This is a genomic window from Treponema sp., from assembly GCF_017430385.1.
Classification (GTDB): Bacteria; Spirochaetota; Spirochaetia; order Treponematales; family Treponemataceae; genus Treponema_D.
The window spans coordinates 32374-58903 of sequence record NZ_JAFRNB010000005.1; the positions used below are offsets into that span (position 1 = coordinate 32374).

General features: G+C 44.9%; 17 protein-coding genes. 9 read left to right on the forward strand and 8 right to left on the reverse strand.

Annotated features, from left to right (window positions below; genetic code table 11):
• Positions 1 to 13: 13 nt before the first annotated feature.
• On the forward strand, positions 14 to 1552 hold the full coding sequence (locus IJJ71_RS00340; protein ID WP_296844643.1) for a fibronectin type III domain-containing protein: 1539 nt from the start codon (positions 14 to 16) through the stop codon (positions 1550 to 1552).
• A gap of 19 nt (positions 1553 to 1571) precedes the next feature.
• Positions 1572 to 4601 (forward strand): tetratricopeptide repeat protein, encoded by a 3030-nt coding sequence (locus IJJ71_RS00345; RefSeq protein WP_296844644.1) that lies wholly within the window; start codon positions 1572 to 1574, stop codon positions 4599 to 4601.
• Between the two features lie 148 nt (positions 4602 to 4749).
• Here IJJ71_RS00345 and IJJ71_RS00350 read toward each other — a convergent pair whose 3' ends face one another.
• Both IJJ71_RS00350 and murJ read right to left on the reverse strand, forming a co-directional pair.
• On the reverse strand, positions 4750 to 5898 hold the full coding sequence (locus tag IJJ71_RS00350) for a M24 family metallopeptidase (protein WP_296844645.1): 1149 nt from the start codon (positions 5896 to 5898) through the stop codon (positions 4750 to 4752).
• Between the two features lie 178 nt (positions 5899 to 6076).
• On the reverse strand, positions 6077 to 7702 hold the full coding sequence (murJ, locus tag IJJ71_RS00355; protein WP_296844646.1) for a murein biosynthesis integral membrane protein MurJ: 1626 nt from the start codon (positions 7700 to 7702) through the stop codon (positions 6077 to 6079).
• A 311-nt stretch (positions 7703 to 8013) separates the two neighbouring features.
• Here murJ and pepF point away from each other — a divergent pair, with 311 nt between their 5' ends.
• Positions 8014 to 9810, forward strand: coding sequence for an oligoendopeptidase F (pepF, locus tag IJJ71_RS00360; RefSeq protein WP_296844647.1), 1797 nt, complete (start codon positions 8014 to 8016; stop codon positions 9808 to 9810).
• 63 nt (positions 9811 to 9873) lie between these two features.
• Positions 9874 to 10887, forward strand: coding sequence for an adenosine deaminase (gene add, locus IJJ71_RS00365; RefSeq protein ID WP_296844648.1), 1014 nt, complete (start codon positions 9874 to 9876; stop codon positions 10885 to 10887).
• A 110-nt stretch (positions 10888 to 10997) separates the two neighbouring features.
• On the opposite strand, the gene IJJ71_RS00370 is transcribed toward add, so the two are convergent.
• From IJJ71_RS00370 to IJJ71_RS00380, 3 genes are all read right to left on the reverse strand, one after another.
• Positions 10998 to 11270, reverse strand: a complete 273-nt coding sequence (locus IJJ71_RS00370; protein ID WP_296844650.1) for a hypothetical protein — start codon at positions 11268 to 11270, stop codon at positions 10998 to 11000.
• Positions 11271 to 11395: 125 nt separating this feature from the next.
• A complete protein-coding gene (locus IJJ71_RS00375; protein WP_296844651.1) occupies positions 11396 to 13453 on the reverse strand; it encodes a tRNA uridine-5-carboxymethylaminomethyl modification enzyme MnmG/GidA in 2058 nt (685 codons plus the stop codon).
• Positions 13454 to 13492: 39 nt separating this feature from the next.
• A complete protein-coding gene (locus tag IJJ71_RS00380) occupies positions 13493 to 13687 on the reverse strand; it encodes a hypothetical protein (protein ID WP_296844652.1) in 195 nt (64 codons plus the stop codon).
• A 54-nt stretch (positions 13688 to 13741) separates the two neighbouring features.
• On the opposite strand from IJJ71_RS00380, the gene IJJ71_RS00385 reads away from it, so the two are divergent.
• The 5 genes from IJJ71_RS00385 to galE all read left to right on the forward strand — a co-directional run bounded on the left by IJJ71_RS00385 (position 13742) and on the right by galE (position 22676).
• Positions 13742 to 15106, forward strand: a complete 1365-nt coding sequence (locus IJJ71_RS00385; RefSeq protein WP_296844654.1) for an SH3 domain-containing protein — start codon at positions 13742 to 13744, stop codon at positions 15104 to 15106.
• Between the two features lie 311 nt (positions 15107 to 15417).
• Positions 15418 to 17439 (forward strand): ABC-F family ATP-binding cassette domain-containing protein, encoded by a 2022-nt coding sequence (locus IJJ71_RS00390; RefSeq protein ID WP_296844656.1) that lies wholly within the window; start codon positions 15418 to 15420, stop codon positions 17437 to 17439.
• Between the two features lie 131 nt (positions 17440 to 17570).
• Positions 17571 to 19649, forward strand: coding sequence for a methyl-accepting chemotaxis protein (locus tag IJJ71_RS00395; protein ID WP_296844657.1), 2079 nt, complete (start codon positions 17571 to 17573; stop codon positions 19647 to 19649).
• A gap of 115 nt (positions 19650 to 19764) precedes the next feature.
• Positions 19765 to 21660, forward strand: coding sequence for an EAL domain-containing protein (locus IJJ71_RS00400; protein ID WP_296844659.1), 1896 nt, complete (start codon positions 19765 to 19767; stop codon positions 21658 to 21660).
• Positions 21661 to 21710: 50 nt separating this feature from the next.
• Positions 21711 to 22676 (forward strand): UDP-glucose 4-epimerase GalE, encoded by a 966-nt coding sequence (gene galE, locus IJJ71_RS00405; protein WP_296844660.1) that lies wholly within the window; start codon positions 21711 to 21713, stop codon positions 22674 to 22676.
• A 240-nt stretch (positions 22677 to 22916) separates the two neighbouring features.
• On the opposite strand, the gene IJJ71_RS00410 is transcribed toward galE, so the two are convergent.
• From IJJ71_RS00410 to IJJ71_RS00420, 3 genes are all read right to left on the reverse strand, one after another.
• Complete coding sequence (locus IJJ71_RS00410; protein ID WP_296844661.1) at positions 22917 to 23264, reverse strand: PqqD family protein; 348 nt, start codon at positions 23262 to 23264, stop codon at positions 22917 to 22919.
• A complete protein-coding gene (locus tag IJJ71_RS00415; protein WP_296844662.1) occupies positions 23257 to 25140 on the reverse strand; it encodes an OPT family oligopeptide transporter in 1884 nt (627 codons plus the stop codon). Before IJJ71_RS00415 ends, IJJ71_RS00410 begins: the two co-directional genes overlap by 8 nt.
• Before the next feature lie 254 nt (positions 25141 to 25394).
• On the reverse strand, positions 25395 to 26027 hold the full coding sequence (locus IJJ71_RS00420; RefSeq protein WP_296844664.1) for an RpiB/LacA/LacB family sugar-phosphate isomerase: 633 nt from the start codon (positions 26025 to 26027) through the stop codon (positions 25395 to 25397).
• Positions 26028 to 26530 lie beyond the last annotated feature (503 nt).

The window sequence follows — 26530 nt, forward strand, 5'->3', positions numbered from 1 at the left end:
GAGCGGCTTCAGTTTGTCAAAAAAATTACTGCTCACTGCTCACTGCTCACTGCTCACCGCTTTAGCACTTTTTGCCACCCCAAAAACTCTCGTGCTTGGCGGAGACAACGGCTGGGGGGAGATTGCTTCGATGAACGGTCTTGTCGTTGGAAACCAGAACGGTCAGTTCGGCTACGATGCGGTGGAACTTTCGACACAAACAACAGTTTTTGACAGCAACACGGATTTGCTTCTTACTTTTGATGATGACAAATTCACTGATTTGAGCGGAAATTACACTGTGATGTCGAATAATCTTGTTCCGACTCACGATTCTGTCAAAGGATCTGGAGCTGCCCTTAGCCGAGGTAACAAAAAAGGCATAATTCTCAGCGGAAACAAAAACGCTCTTTTCGGACATGACGGTCTTGCCGGTTCATTCACGATTGAATTCTGGCTTTGTCCTTCTCTTGCAGAAAACGGCGAAATGGTCTTCTCATGGCGTTCTTCACTCAATGACGACACTCACTCTGAATACCAGATGATTTCAGCGGCTTTCTTCAACAATCACCTTGAATGGGTCTTCAACAATATTTTTATTCCTTTCTCAACTCATGAAGTTCATCTTGCAGGTTTCAGCACTGTTGTTCCAAACAAATGGGCAAGGCACACAATCAGTTTTGATCAGGAAAGCGGACTTTTGGAATATCTCGTTGACGGACGAACCGAGGCAATTAAATTCATCACCGAGAACGGACATGAATACGGCACTGTCTGCTATCCGATTTTGGGTGAAAAAGCTGGAATCGAACTTTGTACGGATTATGCCGGAAAAATCGACAATTTCAGGATTTCACGCACAAGCATAAAAAATGATAAAAATCACAAAAATGACATCTTCCTCAACGGAAATGAAAAATATCGGATTAATGGCGGAAAATTCACCACAAAACCGCTTTTGATTTCTCAGGCGGCCGTAATCAATGAAATCGATACTTTGATGAATGTTCCTGCACAGACAGACATCCGCTTTTACATCCGCTCAGGCGATAATTGCTACGGCTGGACTGATGATTATCCTGCCTGGAAAGAAATTGTTCCCGGCGAGAAAATTGATGGCGTAAAAGGTTTGTATTTCCAGCTTTCAGCAGAACTTTTGCCGGATGGTGCCGGAAGTCAGAGTCCTCGGCTTTCGGAAGTCGTCGTAAAATATGAGGAGCAGAATGAGCCGTTGCCGCCATTTGCAATCAATGCTGTTGCCGGAGACAGTTCTGTTACTCTCCACTGGAGCCATTCTGTCGATGACAATGCCGGAGGATATTATGTTTACTACGGAAACAGGCCGGGCGAATATTTGGGGCGCATGGCAGTTCAGGGAAGTTCGCCTGTAAATGTGGGAAATGTCACATCGGTTACGCTTACGGGGCTTGATAATGGAAGGATTTACTATTTTGCCGTAAGTGCTTATTCTAAAGTTGACGGACGAATCAACGGAATGCTTTCTAAGGAAGTTTTTGCACGGCCAAGTTCACGGATTTCTACTGTACTTTCTCAGGAACTATCTAAAAAATAAAAGACGGAGATTATAAATTATGTCAGATTCAAACACAATGCTGGTGCGTGCGAAATCGGCCCTGCTTGCCCGTGATTACACTCTTGCGGAAAAAATTTACAAGAATTTAATTCTCGAAGAGCCTGATAATATTTCTTATAAAATGCAGCTTGGAAATCTTTATGTAAAAGCTGGAAAAGATGACCAGGCTCTGACTATTTTTAAACAGATTGAGAAAGCTGACAATGAAAATCTCGATGCTCTGGTGGCAATTTCAGGAATTTACCGCCGCCAGAAAAGATATGAGGAGTCAGTTGCGTTCCTTGAGCAGGGCCTGATAATTTGTGAATCAAGTCCAAAAGCTCACGCAAAGATTTCCTACAATCTCGGATTCACTTACCGCCAGATGGGAAATTATGACGGAGCAATCAAGTGCTTTGAGGAAGTCGTCGAGGATAATCCTTCCGATGTTTTGGCTAACAATCACTTGGGCGCGATTTATGCCTTGCAGGGAAATCATACGCAGGCAATCGAGGCTTACAACCGTGGCTTAAAATATGATCCGAACCATCCGATTCTCCAGTTCAACATTGCAAAAAGTTATGCTGAAATTGGTGAAATCTCAAAGGCTCAGAGTTTCTATGAAGGCGCGCTCCGTGCAAAACCGGGCTGGACAGAGGCAATCGAGGCTTATTCAGATTTGCTTCTTGTGGAAAACAAGGTCGCTGAGGCAGATACAGTCGTAAATCAGGCACTTGAGCTTTATCCTGATGATGTAAAAATGCACACCGCAAAAGGAAATGTCTTCAACCGCCAGAGCATTTTCGAACATGCCGAAGCTGAGTTCAAAAAAGCACTTGATGTTGATGAAACTTACAAAAACGCACTCACTGGTCTCGCACATTCCCTTGAAAATCAGGGAAAACTTGGTGAAGCAATTGAAGTTATAAATAAAGCCGAAAAAATGAATCCGAAAGACCTTAAAATCAAAAAACAGTCTGCTCAGATTCATATTTCAGCCAACGAATTGGACACGGCATTCGAGAAGATTTCAAAACTCCGCGAAATTGACGGAAATGATGTCCAGACTTTGAATCTTCTTGGTCAGTATTACATTTGCAAGGACGATGCCGCAAAAGCCGAGGAATGTTTCGCAAATATCAAGAAAATCAATCCTGATTACAACGAAATTTACCGCGACTGGGGCAAACGATTCATTCAGAAAGGCGATGAAAAGAAAGCCGAGCCGTATCTCCATGCCGCGATTCAGAAAAATCCGTCGGATTCAGATGCGATGGTTTGCCTTGGCGAGCTATACGAAAAGCAGAATCAGATTGGAAAAGCACTTCAGTTCTATAAAAAGGCTTCTGCTGCCGATTCGTTCAACGAGCGTTCAAAGGTCGCCTCCGAGAGAATCTTGGGAAATGATGAGAGCCTTGCTTCCCTTGACTATGAATCGCTTCATTCTTCAACAGTGGATTATGATTCTTTGTTCTCAGGCGGAAAAGTTTCTGACGGTTCAGGACTCAGCGTTCAGGAAGATGAGGAAGCTGAAAATGCAGAGATTAAAATGACTTCCAAGGCTGCGGAATTTATTTCTGATGCGGGAGAAATTTCTCTTGCTGTCAATGATGCTGACTTCACGGATGAAACTGAAAATCTTTCTGAGGAAGATGCTGCTGAAAATCCTGAAGCCGAAAACGCTGATGATGAAGAAGATTTCAATTTCGGTCAGTTTGGAATGGAAAAGCTGGCTGATACTCCTTCCGGGGCAGACGATGTAAATTCTGTCGCAAATCTTCTTGAATCAGATGAAAATGCGCTTGATGAAGATAAGGGCGTTGATTTTGATGAGCTGATTGATGACGGTGCTCCGCTTGATGAAGAAGATGCGGGCGAGCCAGAGGTTGTGCCGGTTCCTGATGGAACAGAATATCTTGATGACTCAAATCATGTTGAGGTCGAAACTCCGAATTCCCAGAAACGAGAAATTTCTGACGAATCACTCGATATGCTTGAAGAGCAGATTAAAAAGGCCACCGAACTTGCAGAAAAAGCAAATTATGCCGCTGAAAGTGCATGGCAGGCTGCAACTCAGGCATCTGATGCGGCTCAGTCTGTGGACGAATTCCGAAATATGAAACTTGCTGCTGAAAATGCCGAGCCTGCATCTTCTGAGGAAACAGTTTCCGAGCCGACCGGGCCAGTTGAGCCAGAGACTCCAGTTGAGGAACCTGTCGCTGTGCCGGAAGAAGTTGCCGAAGAGCCGGTTGACCCTGAGACGAGCGAAGAGCCTGCTGAAGTTGAGGAGCGTGCCGAGGAAGAAATGTCCGACGACGAATTGAATGAATCGGAAGAACTTGCTGATTCTGATTTGCTCGCCGAAGATGACCTTGCAGCGCACGAACTTCTCACTGAGGACGACATTGCCGAAGCCGAGACTGAGGATGATGACTTTTTGGACGATATTCCAGATTATTTGCAGGAAGATGATAAAGAAACAGTTGCAGAATCTGAAGAAACAGAGGAAAATAGTATAGAGGATGTGACTGAAAATAATGATTTTGAAGAATCTGAGCGCCTCCTCGAAGACGAACCGACGGAGGATAATATGGAAGAAACCGCATCAGAAAAAGAAGCTCCAAAAATTGATGATTTGACTCTGCGCCGTGCAATCGATATGCTTCCTTCAATCATTGCGGCAATCGAAGACCGAAGCGTAATTTACCGGTTCCGCGCGTTCCTCTCAATGTTCAAAACTTTGCGTGAAATGCTCGAATATTTGCCGCCAGAGCAGCGACATGAATTCATGACGAGCCGAAACCGCCTGCTTTTGGATTATGTCATTTCCAAGCTTTCAGGAAAACCTGGCTTGTACGCCACTACAAAAGCATTGCTCCGCTCAGGTTTGATTCATGAGAATCCAGAAAACAAACCGAGCGAAAAAGACGGAATCGAGCTTGTAAAGGAAGTTTTGGGCGACCTGCGTGAGCTGAGCAAGCACCTCGAAGATGAGACTTTGCGAGAAGTTCTCAACAACGAGGCTGATACACTCGAACAAAGCATTTAAAATCACTAGATACTACAAAAAGACATGGCCTTCCATCGGGAACCCAAAATCAAACATCGCAGTGAGCAAAGCTCAGGCGAGTTTGTTTTGGAACCCCGATTCCGGCCATGTCTTTTTGCTTTTCAGAGCTTATAAATGCTTTTTTCGATTATATTCTGATTATCTTTGAGTGTGTGATTACTTCATTCCCTGTTTCCGTAATCAGCACGTCGTTTTCTAGTCGCACGCCGCCTAATTCCGGGTCGTAAAGGCCTGGTTCGAGAGTGACAATCATTCCAGGCTTGAACAAAAGCTCATCGGGATGTTTCGGCATTACCCGCGGAAATTCATGGATTTCAAGACCGATTCCATGACCGAGCGTGTGAGGCATCACTTTCTTTGCGTTTGCAAATACTAAATCAGCAGCTTCGGCTGCTTTTTTTATTGGAGAGCCGGCTTTGTAAAGCGGAAGTGCCTGTTCAGCGGCTTTTTCTACGAGAGTAAGAAGTTCTTCCTGCTTTGCATTGAGCGGACCTTTTGCAACGGTGAGCGTTGTGTCGCTTGTGTAACCTTCGTAAACAACACCGAAGTCAAGGATTGAAAGCCCCTGTGCCGGCCACGGAGCATTTGTGTAGCCTGGGAAAGCATGGATTGCAAAACTTCGGGCAGGGCCTGCTGCGAGCGTGTCAAAGCCTGTTCTCTCGCAACCGCATTTTCGAAGCTCCGATTCAATCAGGAGTGCGACATCACTTTCTTTCTGGAGCCAGTTTTCACGGATTCCGCGCTCAATTTCGGAAATAATCCAGTCACCGACGCGGCAAGCTTCTTTTGTACATTCAATTTCGTATTCATCTTTTGTGGCACGCATATTCACGACAAAATCATGAACGCTGTTTTCACGGCAAAGAACATCCCAGCCTTCAAGCGCATCGACATATTGCAAAAAGAGCGGGTAGGGCGTTGTCGGCGGAATTTCAACCTTGAGCCTGTTTGACTTGAGCCTGAAAGATTTGAGAGTTTCTTTTACAGCCCGAATATTTCGTCTTTCATATTTGTTGTACGGCACGACATCAACGGCCACAGAACGCTCTTTCGCAAGATTGTCATCCCAAGGAATAAGAACGCATTTCCCGTTGTCCGCAATGATAAAAAGTGCATCGCTCGGATGCCCTGTGAAGTATCGGACAGCAGGATTACGCCTTTCCTCGCAATCCTCGAACACAGCCGCCGTGATTTTGTTTTCATTCATGTAAGCAAGAAGTTTTTCTCGTCTTGCAGTGTAGATTTTTTTTAGTTCATCTTGTGTGTATTCTTTCATGAGATAGATTCTAGCACATAGTCAAAAGGGGGGAAAGCCTTCCCCTCGCTCCAAAGTCCTCGCTTCGCTGCGGTCTTTTCCGCTACCCCTTCACCGAGACTCGGAAAAAATGATTCTGCGAGTTTTGCATTGCAAAACTCGATAGTTAGAGATAGCGAACGACCAACGCCCCAGAAAATTATCTTCTGACCTTCCGAACAATCACCTTCACAATTTCGTCCTTTGTAATCACAAGAAGCACGATGCCGATTGCTCCGTAGCAAATCGCCGTGACTGCTAGCGGCACACCGAATCCAATCAGGCGGCCATGTCCTTCAAAAATCGGCAGAACGGCTTTTCGTACGAAAAATGCCGGAACACAGGCGATAAGAGAAAGGACGACAAGCTTTGCCGCGTAAAAAATCGTTCCCAAAGTTACTGATTTTACATCGAGGCTCTGATTTTTCTTTAAGAAGACAAAAAGTGCGACTGTGTTCGTGAAACTTGCCAATGAAAGTGCGAGCGCGATTCCGGCTCCAGTTCCATCGTTGTGCAGGATTATCACGGCAAAAGCGAGGGAAATATTCACCGCAAAGCCGATGATTCCTGCGACTGTTGGCGATTTTGTGTTTCCCTGTGCGTAAAAAGCCGGCGAAATGATTCGGTTGAGAGCGATGAAGAAAAGGCCTGCGATGTGCATTCTGAATGCATCGAGAGTAAGCCGAACTGATTCATCGGAGAATTTTTTTGATTTATAAACCAGCGAAATGATTTCTTCTCCGCACAAAAGACTCAAAAATGTGATTGGAATAGAAATCAATGCCATGATTTTTGCCGCCTGAACTAGCATCTTGTTGAAATCTTCCCAGAGCTGTTTTTTTGCAAGTCCGCTCAAATCCGGAAGAATTACTGTTCCGATTGAGACCGCAAAAATTCCCAAAATCAATTCCTGTAAGCGAAGCGAATACTGGAGCGAAGATACGATTCCTGTTCCGGCCTTGCCTGCAAGGGCTGTAGAAACGACATCGTTGAGCTGATAACACGCCATTCCGATAATCGTCGGTACAATCAATTTCATGACTTTGCGTGTGCCCGGATTATTGAATGCGTTTTTGAGAGTTGTAAAATGGAACCTCCAGCCTGTTTTTAGCACAAACGGAAGCTGAAAAAGTGCCTGAACACAGCCGCCCGAAATAACGCCGATAGACATTGCGCGGGCTGCCATCTGAGCCTTAAGTTCAGAATCTTCTATATTATTGGTTAGAATCGGAGTGAGGATATAAGTCGCAGCGATTACAATTGAGTTGAAAAGAACCGGCGTGAAGCCTGATGGAGAAAAAATCTTTACACCGTTCAAAACTCCCTGAAAAAACGCCGCAATTGAAATCACCACAAGATAAGGAAACATGATTCTGGTGAGAATCGTAGTTTCGTGGAGAAGGGCTGTGTCACTGTTGTCCAAAAAGATTTTAACAATCAGCGGAGTCGCCAGAATTCCAATCAAGACAACACAAGTCGTCAAAAAAGCAATCAGAGTGATTGTCGCGCTAAGAAATTCGCGGATAGTTTTTTTGCCTTCGTCCGAGTCTGAATCTTCGAGATAACCTTTGAAAGTCGGGATAAAAGCCACGGAAATAGAATTTTCTGCAAAAAGGCGGCGCAAAAGATTTGGAATCATGAAAGCAATGCCGAAAGCGTCTGCATATTTTGAAGTTCCAAGAAAAGCAGCCTTTGTCATCTCGCGAACAAGACCCAAAATGCGTGAACAAAGCGTAAAAAATGAAAGCGAAAGCCCCGCCGAAAGGAGCGATTTTGATTTTGACATGAGGGTAGTATAACAAAAAAAATAGTAATTAGGAATTAGCAATTAGCAATTAGCAATGAGGAATAGCTTTTGAGGTATTTGCAAAATCGGCTCCCAGTCGCGAAAACGGCTTATCGGAAGCGCATGCTAGCATGCTACACGCGTTTTGTGCTTGAAACTATATACGTTTGCCGCTCACGCGGCAGCACAAAACGAGTGTTTCCGTAAGCCGTTTCGCTCATTCGCGCCATTTTCAATATAAAAATCGATTATATTGCATTTGCCCTAGACAAAGCGATGACTTCCCCCTTCAAAAGTTGTATAATGCTTACATGGCTAAAAATACAATTCCTACACGCGACCAGGTTCCTGCAACTGACAAATGGGACTTGACTACTTTATATAAATCTGACGAAGACTGGGAAAAGGCTCTTTCTTCTATTAAGCCGCTCACAGAAAAAGTTGTGGCTTTTAAGGGCAAACTGGGCGAGTCAAGCGACTCTCTGCTGGCCTGTCTCAAAGCGAACGAGGCTCTTGAAAAGGTTATTGAGACCGTTCACGAATATGCGGGGCTTCAGCACACTGCCGATGAAAGCGATGCAGCCGCTCAGGATCGTGAAGGCCGGGCCATGATGGCTTATGCCGCCGCCGAGAGCGACACTTCTTTCTTCTCGCCGGAACTCATGTCAATTCCAGACGAAAAAATCAATTCTTGGCTCAATTTGCCGGAATTTGCTGATTATAAAATCTTCTTGCAGAAGGAGCTTCATCACAAGCCGTACATTTTGAGCGAAAAGGAAGAGCGCATTCTTTCGCTTCAGGCCGAAAGCTCGGAAACTTCTTACAAGGCATTTTCTTTGCTCACCAATGTTGACTTGCAGTTTGAGGGCGTTCATGCTGACGGCGAGGAAAAACCTCTGACCCAGAGCACTTACACAACTTTCCTTCACAATCCTGACCGTGCCGTCCGCGAGCAGGCTTACAAAAATTTCTACAAAGAATTCGTAAAGCATGAGAATACAATTGCTTCTCTTTATGCAGGAAGCGTAAATCAGGACATTTTTGTCGCGCGCGCACGAGGGTACAAATCTTCGCTCGAAGCCGCCCTTTACTCAAACAAAGTCCCTGAGTCAGTTTACCGCAATTTGATTGACACGGTTCACAAAAATCTTCCGACTCTGCACAAATATTACTCGCTCCGTAAAAAACTATTGGGCGTTTCAGAACTTCGCCACTATGATGTCTATGTTCCGCTCGTAAAAGACATTAAGTGCGAGACGAGCTACGACGAAGCCGTTGAAATCTGCCGTGCTGCCCTTGCGCCTCTTGGAAAATCATACACGGACATTCTCTGCGACGGTCTCAAAAACGGCTGGGTTGACCGATACGAAAACAAAGGCAAACGAAGCGGCGCATTCTCTTCCGGAGCATACACTGGCTATCCGTACATTCTTCTCAATTATAAGGCTGACTCGATCCGCGATCTTTTCACGATGGCTCACGAGGGCGGACACTCAATGCATTCTTACTACGCAAAGACAAACAATCCGTTCATGAGCTACAATTACACGATTTTTGAGGCTGAGGTTGCATCAACTTTCAATGAGGAGCTTGTTTTTGAATATCTCATGCGCGAGGCAAAAACTCCTGAGATGAAGGCTTATCTCCTTTCAATGCGCGCAGATGACATTCTCGCCACTTTGCACCGCCAGACAATGTTCGCCGAATTCGAGCTTAAGGCGCACGAACTTGTAGAATCTGGCACGCCTCTTTCGGCACAGGTTTTGCGAAAAATCTACCGTGAGCTTTTGGAGCAGTATTTTGGCCCGGAAATGGTCTTTGAGCCGGAAAGCGACATGGAAGGCTTACGAATCCCGCATTTTTACGGCGCATATTATGTTTACAAATACGCCACAGGAATTTCCGCTTCCCTTGCGCTTGCAAAACGAGTCACACAAGGCGGAGAGGCAGAGCGAGAGGATTACTTTAAGTTCCTCAAGAGCGGTGGAAGTCGTTATCCAATCGAAAGCCTCAAAGTTGCTGGCGTAGACATGAGCACAACCGAGCCGGTTCAGGCCGCTTTGGATGTGTTCGCAAATCTCGTCGCAGAACTTGAAAAGAATCTTTAAATTTTTTCGTGAAAATTGCCGATAATTAGGTTAGAATTATAGATAAGTCTAATGAGGCAGAAAATGAAAAAATCTGATTTCTACGAATTTTTTAAAAAGGTTCCAAAAGCAGAGCTTCACATTCATATTGAAGCTGTTATGAGCCGTGAGACAATAAAAAAACTTTATCTCAAAAAGAATGGTGTTGAATTTTCTGATTCTGAGATAAAAAAGCTGTTTTCTTATTCTGATTTGAACGGTTTCATTGCTGCCTTTTTGCAAGTTCAAGATTTGTTCACTTCTGTCTCTGATTTCGACCTCATTTTCGATGACCTCAAGAATTATCTTGTTCGTAACGGTGTTGTTCATTGCGAAGCTTTCTTTGCTCCGTCGGCTTTTGTCAAAAAAGGCTTCGATTATGCCGAAATGACCAAAAATTTCGAGAAAAACCTTAAAAAAATCAAGGAAGAAACAGGAATCACGGTCTGGCTTTTGGGCGATGTTTCACGCACTTTCGGCCTTGAAAATGCCGAGAACAACTACAAAATGTTCAAAGATAATCCGTTTGAAGGCTTCATCGGAATCGGATTGGGCGGAGCCGAGCAGAAAGGCCCGTGTAAAGATTTTGGCCCGGTCTTTGAAAAGGCTCTTGCTGACAAATTCCATGCTGTTGCGCACGCAGGCGAGGATGTCGGTCCTGAGTCAATTTGGGATGCGCTCCAAATCTGCCATGCCGAGCGAATTGGTCACGGAATTACATCCGTTCAAGATTCAAAACTCGTCGAATATCTTGCCGAAAAGAAAATCCCTGTTGAAGTTGCGCCGACAAGCAATGTTTTCACAAAAAAATATGTCAAAAAAATGAGCGAGCATCCAGTCCGGGAAATGTTTAATTCTGGAATCCCGGTTACGATTGCCACGGACGACCCGATTTTCTTCGGCGTTGAGCTTCTCGATGAGTATTGGAACCTCTATTCAAAGCTCCAGTTCTCAAAAGCTGACCTCAAAAAAATCATCCTCAACAGTTTCGAAGATTCATTCCTGCCGGATTCCGAAAAAGAAAGCTTCAAGGCTCAAGTTGAGCAAAGCTGGAAATAAATAATTAGCCCGAATGTTGGGTTTTGAAATTTATGGTCTAAGTCAAAAAACGGTCTCCCATCGTGAACCTGCCAAAAAGGTCGCGGTGAACAAGTTCAAGCGACCTTTTGTCAGAACCCCCGATTCCGACCGTTTTTTGGCATATCCGACAAGTACAAAACTCGCCATTCAAGAACCATCTTTACATAGAAAGGAAGAATGTCGAGTTTTGCATTTGCAGACTGTGCAAAATCAAGCGTAAGCGGGGTTATGGCACGAATCCACTTTGTGCGAGCGAGCGTAGCGAGTCTAATTTTCAATTTCGCACAACCGTGGATTCCAGTGCCATGTTCCCGCTGGGAGCTTGATTTTGTGCTTATCCAGGAATTTGCAAAATTCGACATTTGGACTATTTCAAGTACACCATCAAAAGCATAACTCGAACAAAAATTACATCCTGTAATTTTTGATTCGCACGAGAATTTGCAGGCAAATTCTCTCTTTAGTGAGACCCCGCATCCGTGCGGGGCTATTTCAAATACACCATCAGCAACATTATGTCGCTGTTTCTGATTCCACTGATTCGGCTTGCCTGACCGAGCGTTAAAGGGCGGACGGCTTCTAGTTTTTGGCGGCTTTCGCCTGAGAGTGCCGGGATTTTTCCGTAATCAAAATCTTGCGGGATATGGAAATGCTCCATTTTGTGCATTTTTGCAACGCGCGCGTCCTGCTTTTCGATGTAATACTTGTATTTCGCGTCTTCCTGCGCGATTTCCCAGACAACGGGTGAGAATCCGGGGTTTTCAGCATCTGCTTTTTTGAGCAAAATTTCTGTCGCTTCTTCAACCTGCTGATATTTGAGTTTTGTTGCCTCAAACTGAGCTTCCGTTTTGATTCCAACTTTGAAAGCTTTTTCGGAAAGCCTGCGGTCGGCTGTGTCGTGGCGCAATTTGAGGCGGTATTCTGCCCGTGCCGTGAACATCCTGTAAGGCTCTTTTGTTCCGAGCGTGACCAGATCATCAATCAAAACGCCAATATAGGCTTCGTCCCTGCCCAAAATAAGCGGTTCCCATGCAGGAATTGTGTGGAAGTTTGATCTTCCCTGCTCTTTCTGGAAATTTTCAAGAAGCTCGTTTACTGCGTGAGTTTCTTTTTCGGAAATTTCTGCAAAGTGCTTGATTTCTTCGAGCGTAAAGTGTGATTTAAAAGCGAATGCGTTCGGCTCTGCGCTGGCCGGAACCTGTCCCATGCCGGCGTGAGAAGCACACAAATCTCCGCAAAGCTCTTTGTGCGCGCGTGCATAAAGAGCGGCGTTGATTCCTGCCACGAGTCCCTGGCCTGCCGCTTCCTCGTAGCCCGAAGTTCCGTTAATCTGACCTGCGTTGAAAAGACCTGCGACTCGTTTTGTCTCCAAAGAAGGGAAAAGCTGGGTTGGCTCAACATAATCGTATTCGACTGCGTAACCCGGGCGGGCAACATGGCAGTTCTCAAAGCCGGGAAGAGTGCGCAAGAAAGCGTCCTGAACTTCTTCCGGCAAACTTGATGAAAGGCCGTTGAGATAAATTTCGTCGGTTGCAAGGCTTTCCGGCTCTACAAAAAGCTGGTGTCGCTCGCGTTCGGCAAATCGCATTACTTTGTCTTCGATTGAAGGGCAGTAGCGCGGGCCGATTCCGTGGATTTTACCAGAATAAAGCGGTGAACGGCCGATATTTTCACGGATAATCTCGTGAGTTTTTGCGTTCGTGTAGACCAAATGGCATGGAACTTGCGGGCGGTCAACTTTTTCGTCCTCAAAAGAGAAGGGAACGATTGTGTCATCTCCTGCCTGAATTTCAAGGTTTGAAAAATCGATTGTGTGGCGTAAGATTCGTGGCGGAGTTCCTGTCTTCAAGCGGCCGGTAGTGAATCCGAGGCGGTTGAGCGACTGAGTGAGACCAAATGCTGCCTGCTCTCCCACGCGGCCACAAGGAGCATCGTATTCGCCGATAAAAATGCGTCCGCCCAAAAAAGTGCCCGTTGTAAGAACGACCGAGCGCACTGGAATCAATCTGCCGCGTTCAGTGACGACGGCTGTGAGTTTCTGGCGTTTGCCGGATTTTGCGGCCTCGGTCAAAACGTCTTTTTCTGTGAATTCGCCAGGAATTTCACCAGACTGTGAACTTTCGGCTGGTGGAAGCGGAGTGTCGCTTTCTGTGGTGAGCAAGTCAACGACCGTGTCCATTAAAGTGTAAAGATTCGGAGTGGTTTCGACTGTCTGGCGTGCAAGGCTGGAATACAAAATTTTGTCGGCCTGGCTTCGTGGAGCCTGAACCGCAGGACCACGGCTTTTGTTAAGCATACGGAACTGAATCATTGATTTGTCGATGAACTTTCCCATTTCGCCGCCGAGCGCGTCAATTTCACGCACGATATTGCCTTTTGCGATGCCACCGATTGAAGGGTTGCAGCTCATTCGTGCGATTGAATCCACGGTCTGCGTAATCAAAACTGTTTTGAGACCCATGCGGGCACTAGCCAATGCCGCTTCAATTCCTGCGTGACCACCGCCAACGACAGCTACATCATAAAAATCATAAAATCCAGCCATAGTGCAGATATTATAGTGAAATGCAAACAAATTGAGAAGTTAGGAAATTGAAGATAAATCAGCTACAAAAACTGCATCGCAGGATGCGGTATAAAAGAGAAGGCGAGCCAAAGGGCTAAGGATTGTAGCCACGCCGTAGGCGGCCGCAAGCTGAACGAGTGAAAGCGAGTGAGTGAGCGGCTGTAGCGATAGCGGAATGGCGGAAAGCCTGACGGCGATAGCCGTAGCCCCCAACTCCTATTTTTCCAACTTCTCACATCTGTTTTTTTTCTATATAATTACAATACTATGTCTTTACGAAAAATTTTTCTTCTGATTACAGCTTCCCTTTTGATGGGAGTTTTTTCATCTTGTGGCAAGAATCTTGGGTACAGCGTGCTTTTGTGGAGCAATTCGGAGCATGAAATTGCGGACGGCACGCTTTTGAAGGTTCACATTAAGTCGAATATTTCACAGGTTTATGTCGTTTCAATTCCTGGAAGCAAAGAGAATTTTGAGATTCCGCTTTGGCAGGCGACTGAACCAGAAAGCAAAAGCAAGGCTCTCAAGCAGCAAAAGAGATTTTCAGAATTTGAGCATACTTATGCCACTGTAAAACTCGATGGTCTTCCTGTCCGTGCCGATGCAATAAATACTTCAAAGCAGGTTTACCGCTTGCGTGAGGGCGAGATTATCCGATGTCTGTACCGCGGTTCGGGGGCGGCTGTAACAAACGGAAAGGGCAACATGGAAGGCGAATGGCTCCGTGTTCTTACCGAGACTGGCACTTTCGGCTGGTGTTTCTCGCACAACCTGGCGATTTTTAAGGCAGAGGGTTTTGATGTTGCAAGTGCAAATGAAAAATCTTCTATTAAAATGGATGATTTGAAGGGAACTGTGAACGGCGACACGGCGATTATCCGCTCGCTGATTGAAAAAAGATGGTACCCTGAAAGTTTTGCGAGCATGATTAAGGTCGGCCGAATTGATGTGAACAGAATGAACCCAAGCTTTGGATTCACTTTTGGAATCAATATCGAAGAAAATTCAGATTCTGTATTTGCGGGAACGGCAGTTCTTAACACGGAAAATGCCGGCGGTAATTGGACTTACACCGACATCACTAAAAAAGCCGAGAAGGAATACGAATTCAAAGGCGCAAATCTCAAGATGTCGATTCGCGGTGCTGGTTCAGACACTATGATTTTGCAGTACAGCGAAAAAGGCCGTCCAAAGCAGGAAACGCTGGTTGCCTTAACTGAGGACATCGAATCACTGATAGAAAAAGAACTTGCAAGGCGGCAAACCGAGCTCAAGCGAATCGCAAGTGCAGGCCCGGTTTTCAAAAGTTCAAATTACGGAACAATCAAATTCAACAACGAGAATTCTGTGACATGGAGCAATTACAAGCTTTTGCAGCCAAGCATTATTTCCTCAAAGGCACTTGGTTCTGTCACTGTCACACTCGATTATTTCATTGCAAATTCGCTCAAATCTTCTTACGACGGCGTGATTACTATGCACTTCACCGGCATGGAAGATGGTGTTAATTTCCTTTACAAGCTTACTGACACAGGCCTTCGTCTTGAAGACGCCTCAAAAGCTCCTGTAAAGGACGGAGTTGTGACTTCGCGCAGTGCAAGTCCGATGATTTTATTCTTTGAAAAAAAATAGTGGAACACAAATTACATCCTTGTAATTTGTGTTCTTACGAGAAAATTCTGTTCACCTTGCGGCAAACACGGCAAAAATCGTTGACTTTGCCGTTTGAATTTTCTCTCTTTGTTTTATCACCGCATCCATGCGGTGCACAGAGTTCACAGAGAGATTTTTGAAAAAATAAAATAAACCACAGATTACACGAATTACACAGATTGTATATTTCCTATGTGAAAATTTTACCTGTTTTACTTACAGTTATCAATTTCAACTTATATAATCTGTGGCATCTGTGTTAATCTATGGTTACTTACTAAGGATTTTTTATGGCATTCGTACAATTCAGCAAAGTGTCGCTTGCTTTTGGCGACCGTGATATTTTAAAAGAAGTTTCCGTCAATTTACAGGCTGGGAGCAAAGCTGCTCTCACTGGCGCAAACGGAACAGGAAAATCTACTCTTATCAAGGTAATGGCTGGTCTTGTTCAGCCCGATGACGGCAGCCGCTCAGTCTCAAAAGATGCGCGAATCGCTTATCTTCCTCAGAGCGGCCTCACTCACCACGGCTGCACCTTGCGTGCCGAGTGTGACAAAGCCTTTGAGTTCGGCTACAAATTGCAGAAAGAGCTGGACAAAATCGGCGACGACCTCAAGGCAGGAAACGGAAATCAAAAAGTCCTTCTCGAACGCCACGATGCAATCCTCACTGAAATCGAAAATTCCGGCTTTAACAGGCGGCAGGCAACATCTGAGCAGATTCTGATTGGTCTGGGCTTCTCACACGAAGATTTGGACAAAAAATGTGAAGAATTTTCCGGCGGATGGCAGATGCGAATCGCACTTGCAAAAGCACTCATGGTCAATCCCGACATCCTTCTTCTCGACGAGCCGACCAACTACCTCGATATTGAGGCGCGTGAATGGCTCGAAAAGTTCCTTAACAATTATGCTGGCGGATTTTTGCTTGTAAGCCACGACCGCTACTTCCTCGACCACACAATCAACGAAGTCTACGAGCTTTTTAACGGCGACCTTCATCGATATCCGGGCAATTTCACTCACTACGAAAAAGTCCGCGAAACAGAGCTTGAAACTCTCATCAAAGAATACGAAAAACAGCAGGAAGAAATCCGTCACTTGCAGGAATTCATCGACCGCTTCGGAGCAAAGGCGACTAAGGCGGCGCAGGCTCAGGAACGACAAAAAATGCTCGACAAAATCCTGGAGCACGAAATCGTAATCCCGGAAAGCCTCAAAAAGATTCACTTCAAGTTTCCGCAGGCACCACATTCTGGCCGCTTGGTTGCGACTCTCGAAAAAATCACAAAATCTTACGACGGCGTTCACAAAGTTCTTGATAATCTCGACTTGCTTTTGGAAAACGGCGATCGTCTGGTTGTCGCAGGTCACAACGGAGCCGGAAAATCAACTCTCCTCAGAATCCTTGCGGGCGTTGATAGCGATTTTGAAGGCAGCGTAAAACTTGGTGCGGGCGTTTCAATCGGCTACTTCTCGCAGGATAACGCCGAAACCCTCAAAGGCAGCAGCACCATTCTTGAGACGATTGAGGCCGATGCCCCTCTGGAACTGATTCCAAAAATCCGTGACATGCTCGGAGCATTCCTTTTCCGTGGCGACGATGTTTTCAAGAGCCTGGATGTGCTTTCGGGCGGTGAAAAGTCGCGCGTGGCTTTGCTCAAACTCCTTCTTAAGCCGGTAAATCTCCTGATTCTCGACGAACCGACCAACCACCTCGACATGCACTCAAAAGATGTCCTTCTCGAAGCCCTCAAAGATTTCGGCGGCACAGTAATTTTCGTCAGCCACGACCGAGGCTTTATCGAAGACCTTTCAACCCGCGTCCTGGAGCTTAAGCCGGGCAAATTCCGCACATTCCCAGGCGACTACCGCTATTATATGGAAAGAATTGAGCGTGAAGCGAACGGCCAAGAAATTAGCAGTGAGCAATTAGCAATGAGCAATGGGAAGGGGAAAAGCCTTTCCCCTGGGGTTCAAGCTTCGCTTTCACCCACACCCCATTCTCCTGGGGCTGGCGCCCCAAGCCCCCTGTCTGACTCTAAAAGCGATGCTCGGCTTTCTTACGAAGAGAAAAAGAAGTTTGAGGCTGAGAAGCGCAAGGCTGAGAAACTTGTAAAACAGATTGAAGACGAGATTACCAAAACTGAGGAAGAAAAATCTGCCGAAGAAAACAAAATGGCAAATCCAGAAGTTTACTCAAACGGCGAAAAAGCAAAGGCTGTGCAAGCCCGTATTTCGGAGCTTTCTGCAAAGCTCGACGAGCTTAACACAGCCTGGGAAGAAGCTGCAATGAAATTGGAAGAATTTTAATCAATAAATTTTCTTTAGAAGCAGCGTATTTTTTTTCTTAAAAAAAATTTACAAAACTCTTAAATGTTTCTATAATGTAATATTAGCAAATTAGCCAAGTGCAACTTTTTATTGCTTTCGGAGGCTTTCTAATGTTTACCATCAAAAAGAAAATCATTTTTTCTAATCTCGGCGTCGTCATTGCTGCCAGTGCTTTGATTGCCGTCCCTGTCATCAAAATGCAGACCTCTTCTATAGAAGAAAGTGTCACAAGCAATGCAAATGCACAGGTTTCACAGGCTACGGCAAAAATCAATTCCTTTCTGCTAAAACCAATGACAATCGTAAATGACATGGCGGTTTTTGTTGCTTCCCACGAAATCGAAAAGGAAGAAACGCAGGACGCTTTTGATGCTGCAATCAAAGGTGACAGTTCATTTTATTCGCTCTATTTTGCCGATACTGTTCCAATGAATCGTGGTGGAATCATGTACTCAAACGACAAATGGGAGCCTGGCGATGATTATGATAAATCGACTCGCGAATGGTACCAAAAAGGAATAAAAAGCTCTTCTCCTGCTGTTACGGAGCCATATATCGATGCGGACACCCAGCAGCCTGTAACAACTGTTGCCCGCGCCGTCCAAAAAAATGGCAGCGTTTATGGCGTTGTTGCGCTCGATATTCTTCTTGGTGATTTGACCGAGCTTATTTCCGGTACAAAACTTTCAAAATCAGGCGAATCTTTCATTCTCGATGCGAACGGAAATTATCTCACTAATTCTGATTCGAGCAAAATCCTTGCCTCAAATTTCTACAAGGACTATTCTGGAATGTCTGAATTCAAAAATCAGATTTCAACAGGAAGTGCATTCGTAAATCTTTATGCGGCTGGCGGAAAATATTTCCTTGCACAAAAAATTTCAGATGCGACCGGCTGGACTTTCGTTTCTGTCGGCCCTTCAAATGAGCTTACTGAGCAGCTTCGTGGCAGCATCACGCTCATTCTGATTTTGCTTGCGATTGTTCTTGCGGTCTCTGTTTTTGCTGCAATCGGCGTTTCTCTTCCTATTATTAGGCCTATCCGCACTGTCGATTCTGCTGTCAACGAAATCGCTTCTGGAAATGCTGATTTGACAAGGCGAATCAAAATCTCTACAAAAGATGAAATCGGAAGCATGGTCGGTGGATTCAATAAATTCGTCGAAAAATTACAGAACATCGTTTCGCAGATTAAATCTTCCCGCGACGAGCTTGGCTATGCCGAAAGTGACTTGCAGGACAGCGTTCAGGAAGTTTCTACTTCAATTGATCAGATTATCACGAACATCAACAGCGTTGGCGACCAGATGAGCTCTCAGGCAAATGCAGTTTCACAGACTTCTGCGGCGGTAGCAGAGATTGCAGAGAACATCAATTCGCTCGAAAAAATGATTGAGAACCAGTCTCGCGGCGTAAGTCAGGCTTCAAGTGCAGTCGAGGAGATGATTGGGAATATTTCTTCGGTTAACGGCTCTGTCGCAAGGATGGCGACTACATTTGACCAGCTTTCTCAGAATGCCGAAACTGGCGTTGAGCAGCAGAAAAAGGTTGAGGAGCAGATTCTTTCTGTTTCCGAGCAGTCAAAGGCTTTGCAGGACGCTAACAAAGCAATCGAAGATGTCGCAAGTCAGACAAATCTTCTTGCGATGAATGCGGCGATTGAGGCGGCTCATGCTGGCGAAGCAGGAAAGGGCTTTGCTGTTGTCGCAGATGAAATCCGTAAGCTTTCAGAGACCTCTGCCGTTCAGTCAAAGAAAATTTCGGCTGAGCTTACAAAAATCAGCGCAACGATTTCGGCTGTTGTCGAGTCTTCAAAATTAAGTAGCCACAGTTTCAAGGAAGTCAACGAGCAGATTATGAACACGGATCAGCTTGTCCGACAGATTCGCGCGGCTATGGAAGAGCAACAAGTCGGAAGTCAGCAGATTGTCGATTCGCTCAAAGTAATGAATGACGGAACAAGTGAAGTTCGGGTCGCAGGGCACGAAATGGCCGAGGGCAACAGGCTGATTCTTGACGAAATCCACAACTTGCAGGATTCAACTGGCGTAATCAAGACCAGCGTAACTGAAATGTCCAGCGGTGCCGAAGAAATCCGAAAGACTGGAAGCCGGCTCGCAGAAATTGCAAGCCAAATGGAGAATTCCGTTCTTGCAATCGGCAAAGAAATCGATTTGTTCAAGTCGTAAAGCATAAAATCCATAAGAACGGCAAGGAAATTTTTCAATTTTTGTTAAGAGTTTCCTTGCTATTCTTGAAATTCTGTTCCATAATTAAAACAAGTTTAATTATGGAGAGAATTTTATGTGGAACTATAGTTTTATTCTTCCGGACTTAATAATTCTTTTTACTTTCATTGTCTACTATTTTATTTATCCACGCCTGCCAATAAAAATTAACCGCTCGTTTCTTCGAATTTTGGTCGTTGATTTATCCGTAATAATTTCTGATATTTTTGCTTCGCTGGCGATTGAGCACGCCTCATCTTTTTCACCGTTCATCATTCGGGCTTTGAATGTGCTTTATTTTGTTCTGTTCATGCTCCGCTCTTTTACATTCTTCATGTTTACCGAAGATGTTTTGGAAATAAAACGGCACTTGAAAAGCTTTATCTGCATCGTTTCTGACATCGTAATTGGAATTTTTGCGATTTTTGCTCTGTTCAACTTGCGTTTTGACTTGATTTTATCAATTTCTGATACCGGGAAGTATGCTCGCGCGCCTTTCTACAATGTGATTTATGTGTGTGCAGCCTTTTTCCTTCTATATTCATTTTTGTGTATCGTTCTTTACCGAAAAATGCTTTCTCGCTCAGTGTTGATTTCGGTCATTGCTTTCAATCTTGCCCTGATAATCGGATATATTGCCCGCTTTGCGTTCCCGAAGTACCTGATTATGAATCTTTTCACGCTTCTTGCGATTGTTATTATTTTTATTTCCTTTGAGAATCCAATCATGTATCTCGCGGACAAGTCGAATGCTTTCAATAAAAGGGGATTTTATGCGCTGTTTTCCGAATTTGATGAAAAAGATTCCCCCCTTGTTCTTGGATTTGTAATCAATATTTATAACGAGCTTCGTGAAGTTTACGGCGGCACTCAAATGGATCGTGGAATTACGATTATCTGCCAATATCTGGCAAAAAAATATCCAAAAATTCTGAGATTCTATCTTCATGACGGCCGTTTTGTTCTTGTTGGCAAAGATAATTCTCAGGCTGAAAAAATCAAGAATGAAATTTCAGAGCGATTCAAAAAATCGTGGAGTGCGGGAAAAGATGTCGAGATTTTCTTGGAACCAAAATTCGTTCAGATTGATCCGAATGTCAGCTTCAAAAAATCCGAAAAGATTGCGAATTCTGTTTTTATCGGACTGAGGGAAGCCGAAAAACTGGACAATGTGAGCATCACCATAAATCGCGAGACTTTAATCACAATCGAAGACAACATTCTGATTAAGAGGTGCGTCGAAAAGGCAGTTGAGAATAACAGCGTCGAGATGTTCCTGCAGCCTCTTATGGACTCACGAAATTACGAGCTTGTCGGCGCGGAAGCCCTTGCCCGAATTCGTGACGAGAGCGGGAATATTATTTCGCCGGTTAAATTCATTCCGATTGCAGAACGAAACGGCCGAATCAGCAGTTTGGGCGAGCAGATGTTTGAAAAAGCCTGCAAATTTATCCACGACCACAACATAGAGGAGATGGGGCTTTCCTGGATAAATGTCAATTTGTCGCCGATTCAGTTCTTGCGCCCGGATTTAAACAGCCGTTTTACAAAAATCCTTGAAAAATACAATGTGTCCGCGGATTTGATCCATCTTGAAATTACCGAGGAATCGATGATTGACTACGCTCTCCTTCAAAAGCAGATTCAGACGATGCGAAACACAGGATTCCAGTTCGTTCTTGACGATTATGGAAGCGGATATTCAAATGTCAGCCGGCTCAAGCATTGTCCTTTCGTGAACATCAAGCTTGATATGGAGCTTGTGCGTGACTACGAGAAGAATCATGACAGACTATTGCCCGCACTTGTTCAAACCTTCAAGCAGATGGAATTCACAATCACCGCTGAGGGAGTCGAAAATTGGGAAACGGTAAAGGACATGGCGAATATCGGCTGTGATTATCTTCAGGGGTTCTATTTCTCAGAGCCGCTTCCTGCCGAGGAATTTGCAAAAACTTACGGAAAACGATAATATTAACTTGAAAAAGAAGGGAATCTCAAAACACCAGAATGGAGGAAAAAATGAAAGTTTTGGTTATCGGTGGAGCTGGCTACATCGGCTCGCATGTTGTTAAGGAATTGATGGCAAACGGTCACAAAGTTACCGTTTTTGACAATCTTTCCAGCGGTTTGCGTGAGAATCTTTTCAAAGAGAACGAATTTATCTACGGAAACATTTTGATTGAGCGCGACTTGGAGCAGGCTTTTGCCCGCGGCTTCGATGCTTTCGTTCATCTTGCGGCTTTCAAGGCTGCTGGTGAGTCAATGGTTGAGCCAGAAAAATACTCAATCAACAATATCACAGGCACATTGAACATCATGAACGCGGCTGTAAAACACAACTGCAAAATCATGATTTTCTCTTCAAGTGCAGCTACATTCGGCGAGCCACAGTATCTTCCAATGGACGAAAATCATCCTCAGAATCCAATCAACTACTACGGATTCACAAAACTCGAAATCGAGCGTTTCATGGAGTGGTACGACAAAATCCGCGGACTCAAATTTGCCGCTCTCCGCTATTTCAATGCAGCAGGCTACGATCCGGAAGGCGTAATCACAGGCCTGGAACAGAAGCCAGAAAATCTTCTTCCACGAGTAATGGAAGCGGCTCTCGGTCAGCGCGAGCTTAAAATCTTCGGAACTGACTACGACACACGCGACGGCACTTGTATCCGCGACTACATCCATGTCACAGACCTGGCACGCGCTCATGTCATGGCATTGGACTACATCGTAAAGAACAACAAATCTCTCAAACTCAATTTGGGAACAGAAAAGGGCACAACCGTCAAAGAAATCATCGACGCGGCAAGAAAAATCACAGGAAAACCAATTCCAGCTGCCGAAGCTCCACGCCGCCCAGGTGATCCAGCAAGCCTCTACGCCAAATACGACATGGCCAAAGAACTTCTAGGCTGGGAGCCAAAATACAGCGATGTAGAAACTTTGGTAGAAACAACCTGGAAAGCGTACACTAAGAAATAAGGAAAATAATTTATTGCGCCAGAAAACAATTTTTTAACTTGCACAATAAATGCAAAAAAAACGGCGAGAGGGAGTGAAACGGCTTACGAAAACACTCTGTTTGTGCTGCCGCGTAAGCGGCAAACGTAAATAGTTACAGGCACAAACAGCGTGTAGCAGGCTAGCCTGCGGTTTCGATAAGCCGTGTTCACGACCGGAAGCCGTTTTTTTTGTTTTTATCTAAAAATTGAAAATATTGTTTTATTTTCTCACAATAAACTTGTGCATTTCCAGCGTTGCTAAAAACTGTACCACGCGGTTCAGCATTTTTTCGCTTTCTTCTGGAAACGCTGCGTTCATTTTTGAAAGCACATCGTTTACTGTGGCCGTTCCGTCCAGGGCGAGCCAGAGTGTTGAGCCATACTTATCAAGTGAAATATGGCTCACACGAGGCCGTTTGAAAAATTTCTGAGCGACGGCATTGAAAAATCCTCTATTTTCCATATCGACTTCAACAATGCCGTTTTCCTGCAATCTCCACGGACAGTTCTCTCTCCGAACGAAAACAATATCCATGTAGTTTGCAGGAAGTTTTTTGGTCTTAGCCATTCTTTTTCTTGTTGCGTGTGAAGAACACGATGCTTGCGAGCAACAGTGCGAAGAATACTACGCCGCCAATATTTCCGAGCATTCCGCCCAAATTTATTGACTGGAGCAATGATTTTCCGTCTGCAACTGGAATGACAGCGAATACTGCGAGCAAGATTCCGATAAGACCTTCACCAGCGATGAGACCTGAGCCGTAAAGAATACCTTTCTCAGTGATTTTCTTTCCTTCCTCGCCTTTTTTGTCGAAGAAGTGACGGATGAGACCACCGATAAAGATTGGTGTGTTAAGATGGATTGGAAGATAAACACCGATTGCGACTGGCAAAACCGGGATTCCGATGATTTCAACAGCGATACCAATTGCAACACCTGCGAGAACCAAAACCCAAGGCAAGTTTCCGCCCATAACACCCTCAACGACAAGCTTCATCAAAGTTGCCTGTGGAGCCGGCAATTCTTTTGAACCGAATCCCCATGCTGTGTCGAGAAGATACATGATTCCACCGATTGCCAAAGCTGAGACGATACAACCAATCAATTCACCAATCTGCTGGTTGCGTGGAGTTGCACCGACGATGTAACCAGTCTTCAAGTCCTGAGACATATCTCCGGCCATTGCAGCAATGATACAGATGATTGTTCCGATTGCGATTGCGCTTGTCATGCCAGCGATTCCAGTGTGACCTGTTGATTTGAGAAGGGCTGTTGCAATGAGAAGAGTTGCGATTGTCATTCCTGAAACCGGGTTGTTTGAAGAACCAACAAGACCTACCATGCGGCTAGAAACTGTCGCAAAGAAGAATCCGAAGATTACGATGATGAAAGCTCCCAAAAGTCCGACTGGAATTGCCGGGAAGAGCCAGATTACAACGACAATTGCGAGAGCGAGAATCAAAAGTCCTTTCATTGGAAGGTCTTTGTTTGTGCGCTCTTCTGAGTCGATTTTGTGACCCAAACCGCTTACAGCTTTTTTGAAAGTGCGGATGATTGTCGGCAGAGACTTAACCAAGCTGATGATACCGCCTGTTGCTACAGCACCTGCACCGACATAGCGGATATAGTTGCTCCAAATTCCCCATGCGCCAAGCTCAGCAACTGAAGCTTTTGCAGGAGCGAAGATTGAAGAACCGCCGAAGAAGTTAATCAAAGGAATTACAAGGAACCAAGCGAGAACGCTACCAGCGAACATGTATGAAGAAATCTTTTTGCCACAAATATAACCAACGCTTGCAAGAGCCGGGAGAACATCAGCACCGAAGCCAGTTCCAAGCTTTTTGATGCTCCAGTCGATTTCTGAAGGGAACAAGCACAAACCGTCAGCGATGAATTTGTACAAAGCTGAGATTCCCAATCCTGAGAATACGATTTTTGACTTTTCGCCGCCTTCTTCGCCTGCCAAAAGAACTTCTGCACAAGCAGTTCCTTCCGGGAATGGCAAAACACCGTGCTCTTCAACGATAAGAGCTGAGCGGAGCGGAACCATGAAAATGAGACCTAGCAAAGCTGCACAAAGGGCAATTACTGCGATTACCCAGAAAGTTGGCTTTGAAACAGCATCGCTTTCTTTTGCCCACATAAAGAGTGCCGGCAAAGTGAAGATTGCGCCTGCGGCCAAAGACTCACCGGCAGAACCGATAGTCTGAACCATGTTGTTTTCCAAAATCGAATCTCGTTTGAGGATGATTCGAATGATTCCCATTGAAAGAACAGCAGCAGGAATTGAAGCCGAGACGGTCATGCCGACCCGGAGACCCAAGTAAGCGTTTGCCGCACCAAAAAGAACGGCAAGGATAATTCCGAGAGCGATTGAAACCGGAGTAAGCTCAGGCAAAACTCGATCAGCGGAAATGAAAGGTTTGAATGATTTTTCTTCCATAAAAGAAAATCTCCAACTAGAGCATAGGATTTAAAAAACTGATAAACTTTTTATTTCGTTTATTATAATGAACCGAAGGAAATATTTAAAGGGTTAGATATAGTTATACTATCAGAAATTAGGGCGTTCCCGACATTCGTCGGGGCAGGCTATCCGCGGTTCCGCCTTTCGGCTTCATTCCTATCCAACCATGCCGTATGGCATGATTGGATAGGAACGGCTTCGCCGCCGCTACTATCCTTAACGCATTTGAGTTACATTAATTTTTTTACAGCTTCAGCAATTGCTTCGTCTTTGCAGTCACGGAAGAACAAGTCACTGAATTTTTCACCAGCGAATGCACCTTTTACCAAATCTTTGTCCAAAGATTCGAGAATTTCTACGAAAGGTTTGAATGCAGCTTCACGAACGCGGTCGAGAATTTTCTTGTTTCGCTGTTCCGGCTCGGCTCGCTCACGAGGATATCCCTGTCCGCTTGGCTCGCAGAAAAGTTTTTCAAAAATATATTCGAGGTTCAAATCGCCGCCCCAGCCAAAACCGAGCGCGAACGGAATTGAAATTGCGTTTCCGTCGTTAATCTGAGCAAAAGTGTAAGCATCGAGAGGTGTCGCGACATGACCGCAGATTACACCAGGGAAGCTGTTGAGTGCGAGCATTGCACCTTCGCCAGTTCCGCATCCTGTTACGACATAATCAACAGCTTTTGAGTTGAGCAAAGTTGCCGCCAAAATGCCGTTCTGAACATAAGTGAGAGATGGTGACTCGGCTGAGTACATGCCATAGTTTACGACTTCAAATCCATGTGCATCAGCGACTTTTTTGAGTGCGTTGTAGATAACAGGATTTTTCGCAGCCTGTGAATTTTCGTTAATAAGTGCAATTTTCATAAGATTCTCCTGACAATTGATTTAGAAAAATAATAACACGAAAATTTATAGTAGGAAATGTAAAAAAAAGACGGAAATTTTGATTATTTGCAGAAATTGCGCGCCAGCCGTGGAACCCCTTTAGTTGCCCGTGCGAAGGACGGGCAATGGAGCGAAGCGGAAGGGTGGAAGGGCGCAAGCCGGTAAGTTTCCGCTTAAATTCTTCTTAATCCTATAGACATTTATTTTGTTTTTATATATAGTAATTTCCAAGACAAAGGCGTCGTAAATTAACCGCTATAGGTGTGTCCTTATGGATTTACTGTGGCGTTTAGTTTATGACGCCTTTTTTGTTTCCGTGTGAAGCAATAAGAAAACGCCAGAAATTGAATAGGAGAAAAAAATGGCAATCAAAGAATTTAACGTTAAGAACGCTTATTGTAAGCGCGTTTGGGACGAGCTCAAAACTCGTTATGCTGACCAGGAGCACTTCTTGCAGGCAGCAGGTCTCGTTTTGGAGACTC

What these genes read in the sequence shown, in the direction of transcription:
- IJJ71_RS00345 (WP_296844644.1), top strand. Translation starts at nt 1,572, where the DNA reads ATGTCAGATTCAAACACAATGCTGGTGCGTGCGAAATCGGCCCTGCTT.
- pepF (WP_296844647.1), top strand. Translation starts at nt 8,014, where the DNA reads ATGGCTAAAAATACAATTCCTACACGCGACCAGGTTCCTGCAACTGAC.
- add (WP_296844648.1), top strand. Translation starts at nt 9,874, where the DNA reads ATGAAAAAATCTGATTTCTACGAATTTTTTAAAAAGGTTCCAAAAGCA.
- galE (WP_296844660.1), top strand. Translation starts at nt 21,711, where the DNA reads ATGAAAGTTTTGGTTATCGGTGGAGCTGGCTACATCGGCTCGCATGTT.
- IJJ71_RS00410 (WP_296844661.1), bottom strand. Translation starts at nt 23,264, where the DNA reads ATGGCTAAGACCAAAAAACTTCCTGCAAACTACATGGATATTGTTTTC.
- murJ (WP_296844646.1), bottom strand. Translation starts at nt 7,702, where the DNA reads ATGTCAAAATCAAAATCGCTCCTTTCGGCGGGGCTTTCGCTTTCATTT.
- IJJ71_RS00420 (WP_296844664.1), bottom strand. Translation starts at nt 26,027, where the DNA reads ATGAAAATTGCACTTATTAACGAAAATTCACAGGCTGCGAAAAATCCT.
- IJJ71_RS00390 (WP_296844656.1), top strand. Translation starts at nt 15,418, where the DNA reads ATGGCATTCGTACAATTCAGCAAAGTGTCGCTTGCTTTTGGCGACCGT.
- IJJ71_RS00350 (WP_296844645.1), bottom strand. Translation starts at nt 5,898, where the DNA reads ATGAAAGAATACACACAAGATGAACTAAAAAAAATCTACACTGCAAGA.
- IJJ71_RS00375 (WP_296844651.1), bottom strand. Translation starts at nt 13,453, where the DNA reads ATGGCTGGATTTTATGATTTTTATGATGTAGCTGTCGTTGGCGGTGGT.
- IJJ71_RS00395 (WP_296844657.1), top strand. Translation starts at nt 17,571, where the DNA reads ATGTTTACCATCAAAAAGAAAATCATTTTTTCTAATCTCGGCGTCGTC.
- IJJ71_RS00370 (WP_296844650.1), bottom strand. Translation starts at nt 11,270, where the DNA reads ATGTCGAATTTTGCAAATTCCTGGATAAGCACAAAATCAAGCTCCCAG.
- IJJ71_RS00415 (WP_296844662.1), bottom strand. Translation starts at nt 25,140, where the DNA reads ATGGAAGAAAAATCATTCAAACCTTTCATTTCCGCTGATCGAGTTTTG.
- IJJ71_RS00385 (WP_296844654.1), top strand. Translation starts at nt 13,742, where the DNA reads ATGTCTTTACGAAAAATTTTTCTTCTGATTACAGCTTCCCTTTTGATG.
- IJJ71_RS00400 (WP_296844659.1), top strand. Translation starts at nt 19,765, where the DNA reads ATGTGGAACTATAGTTTTATTCTTCCGGACTTAATAATTCTTTTTACT.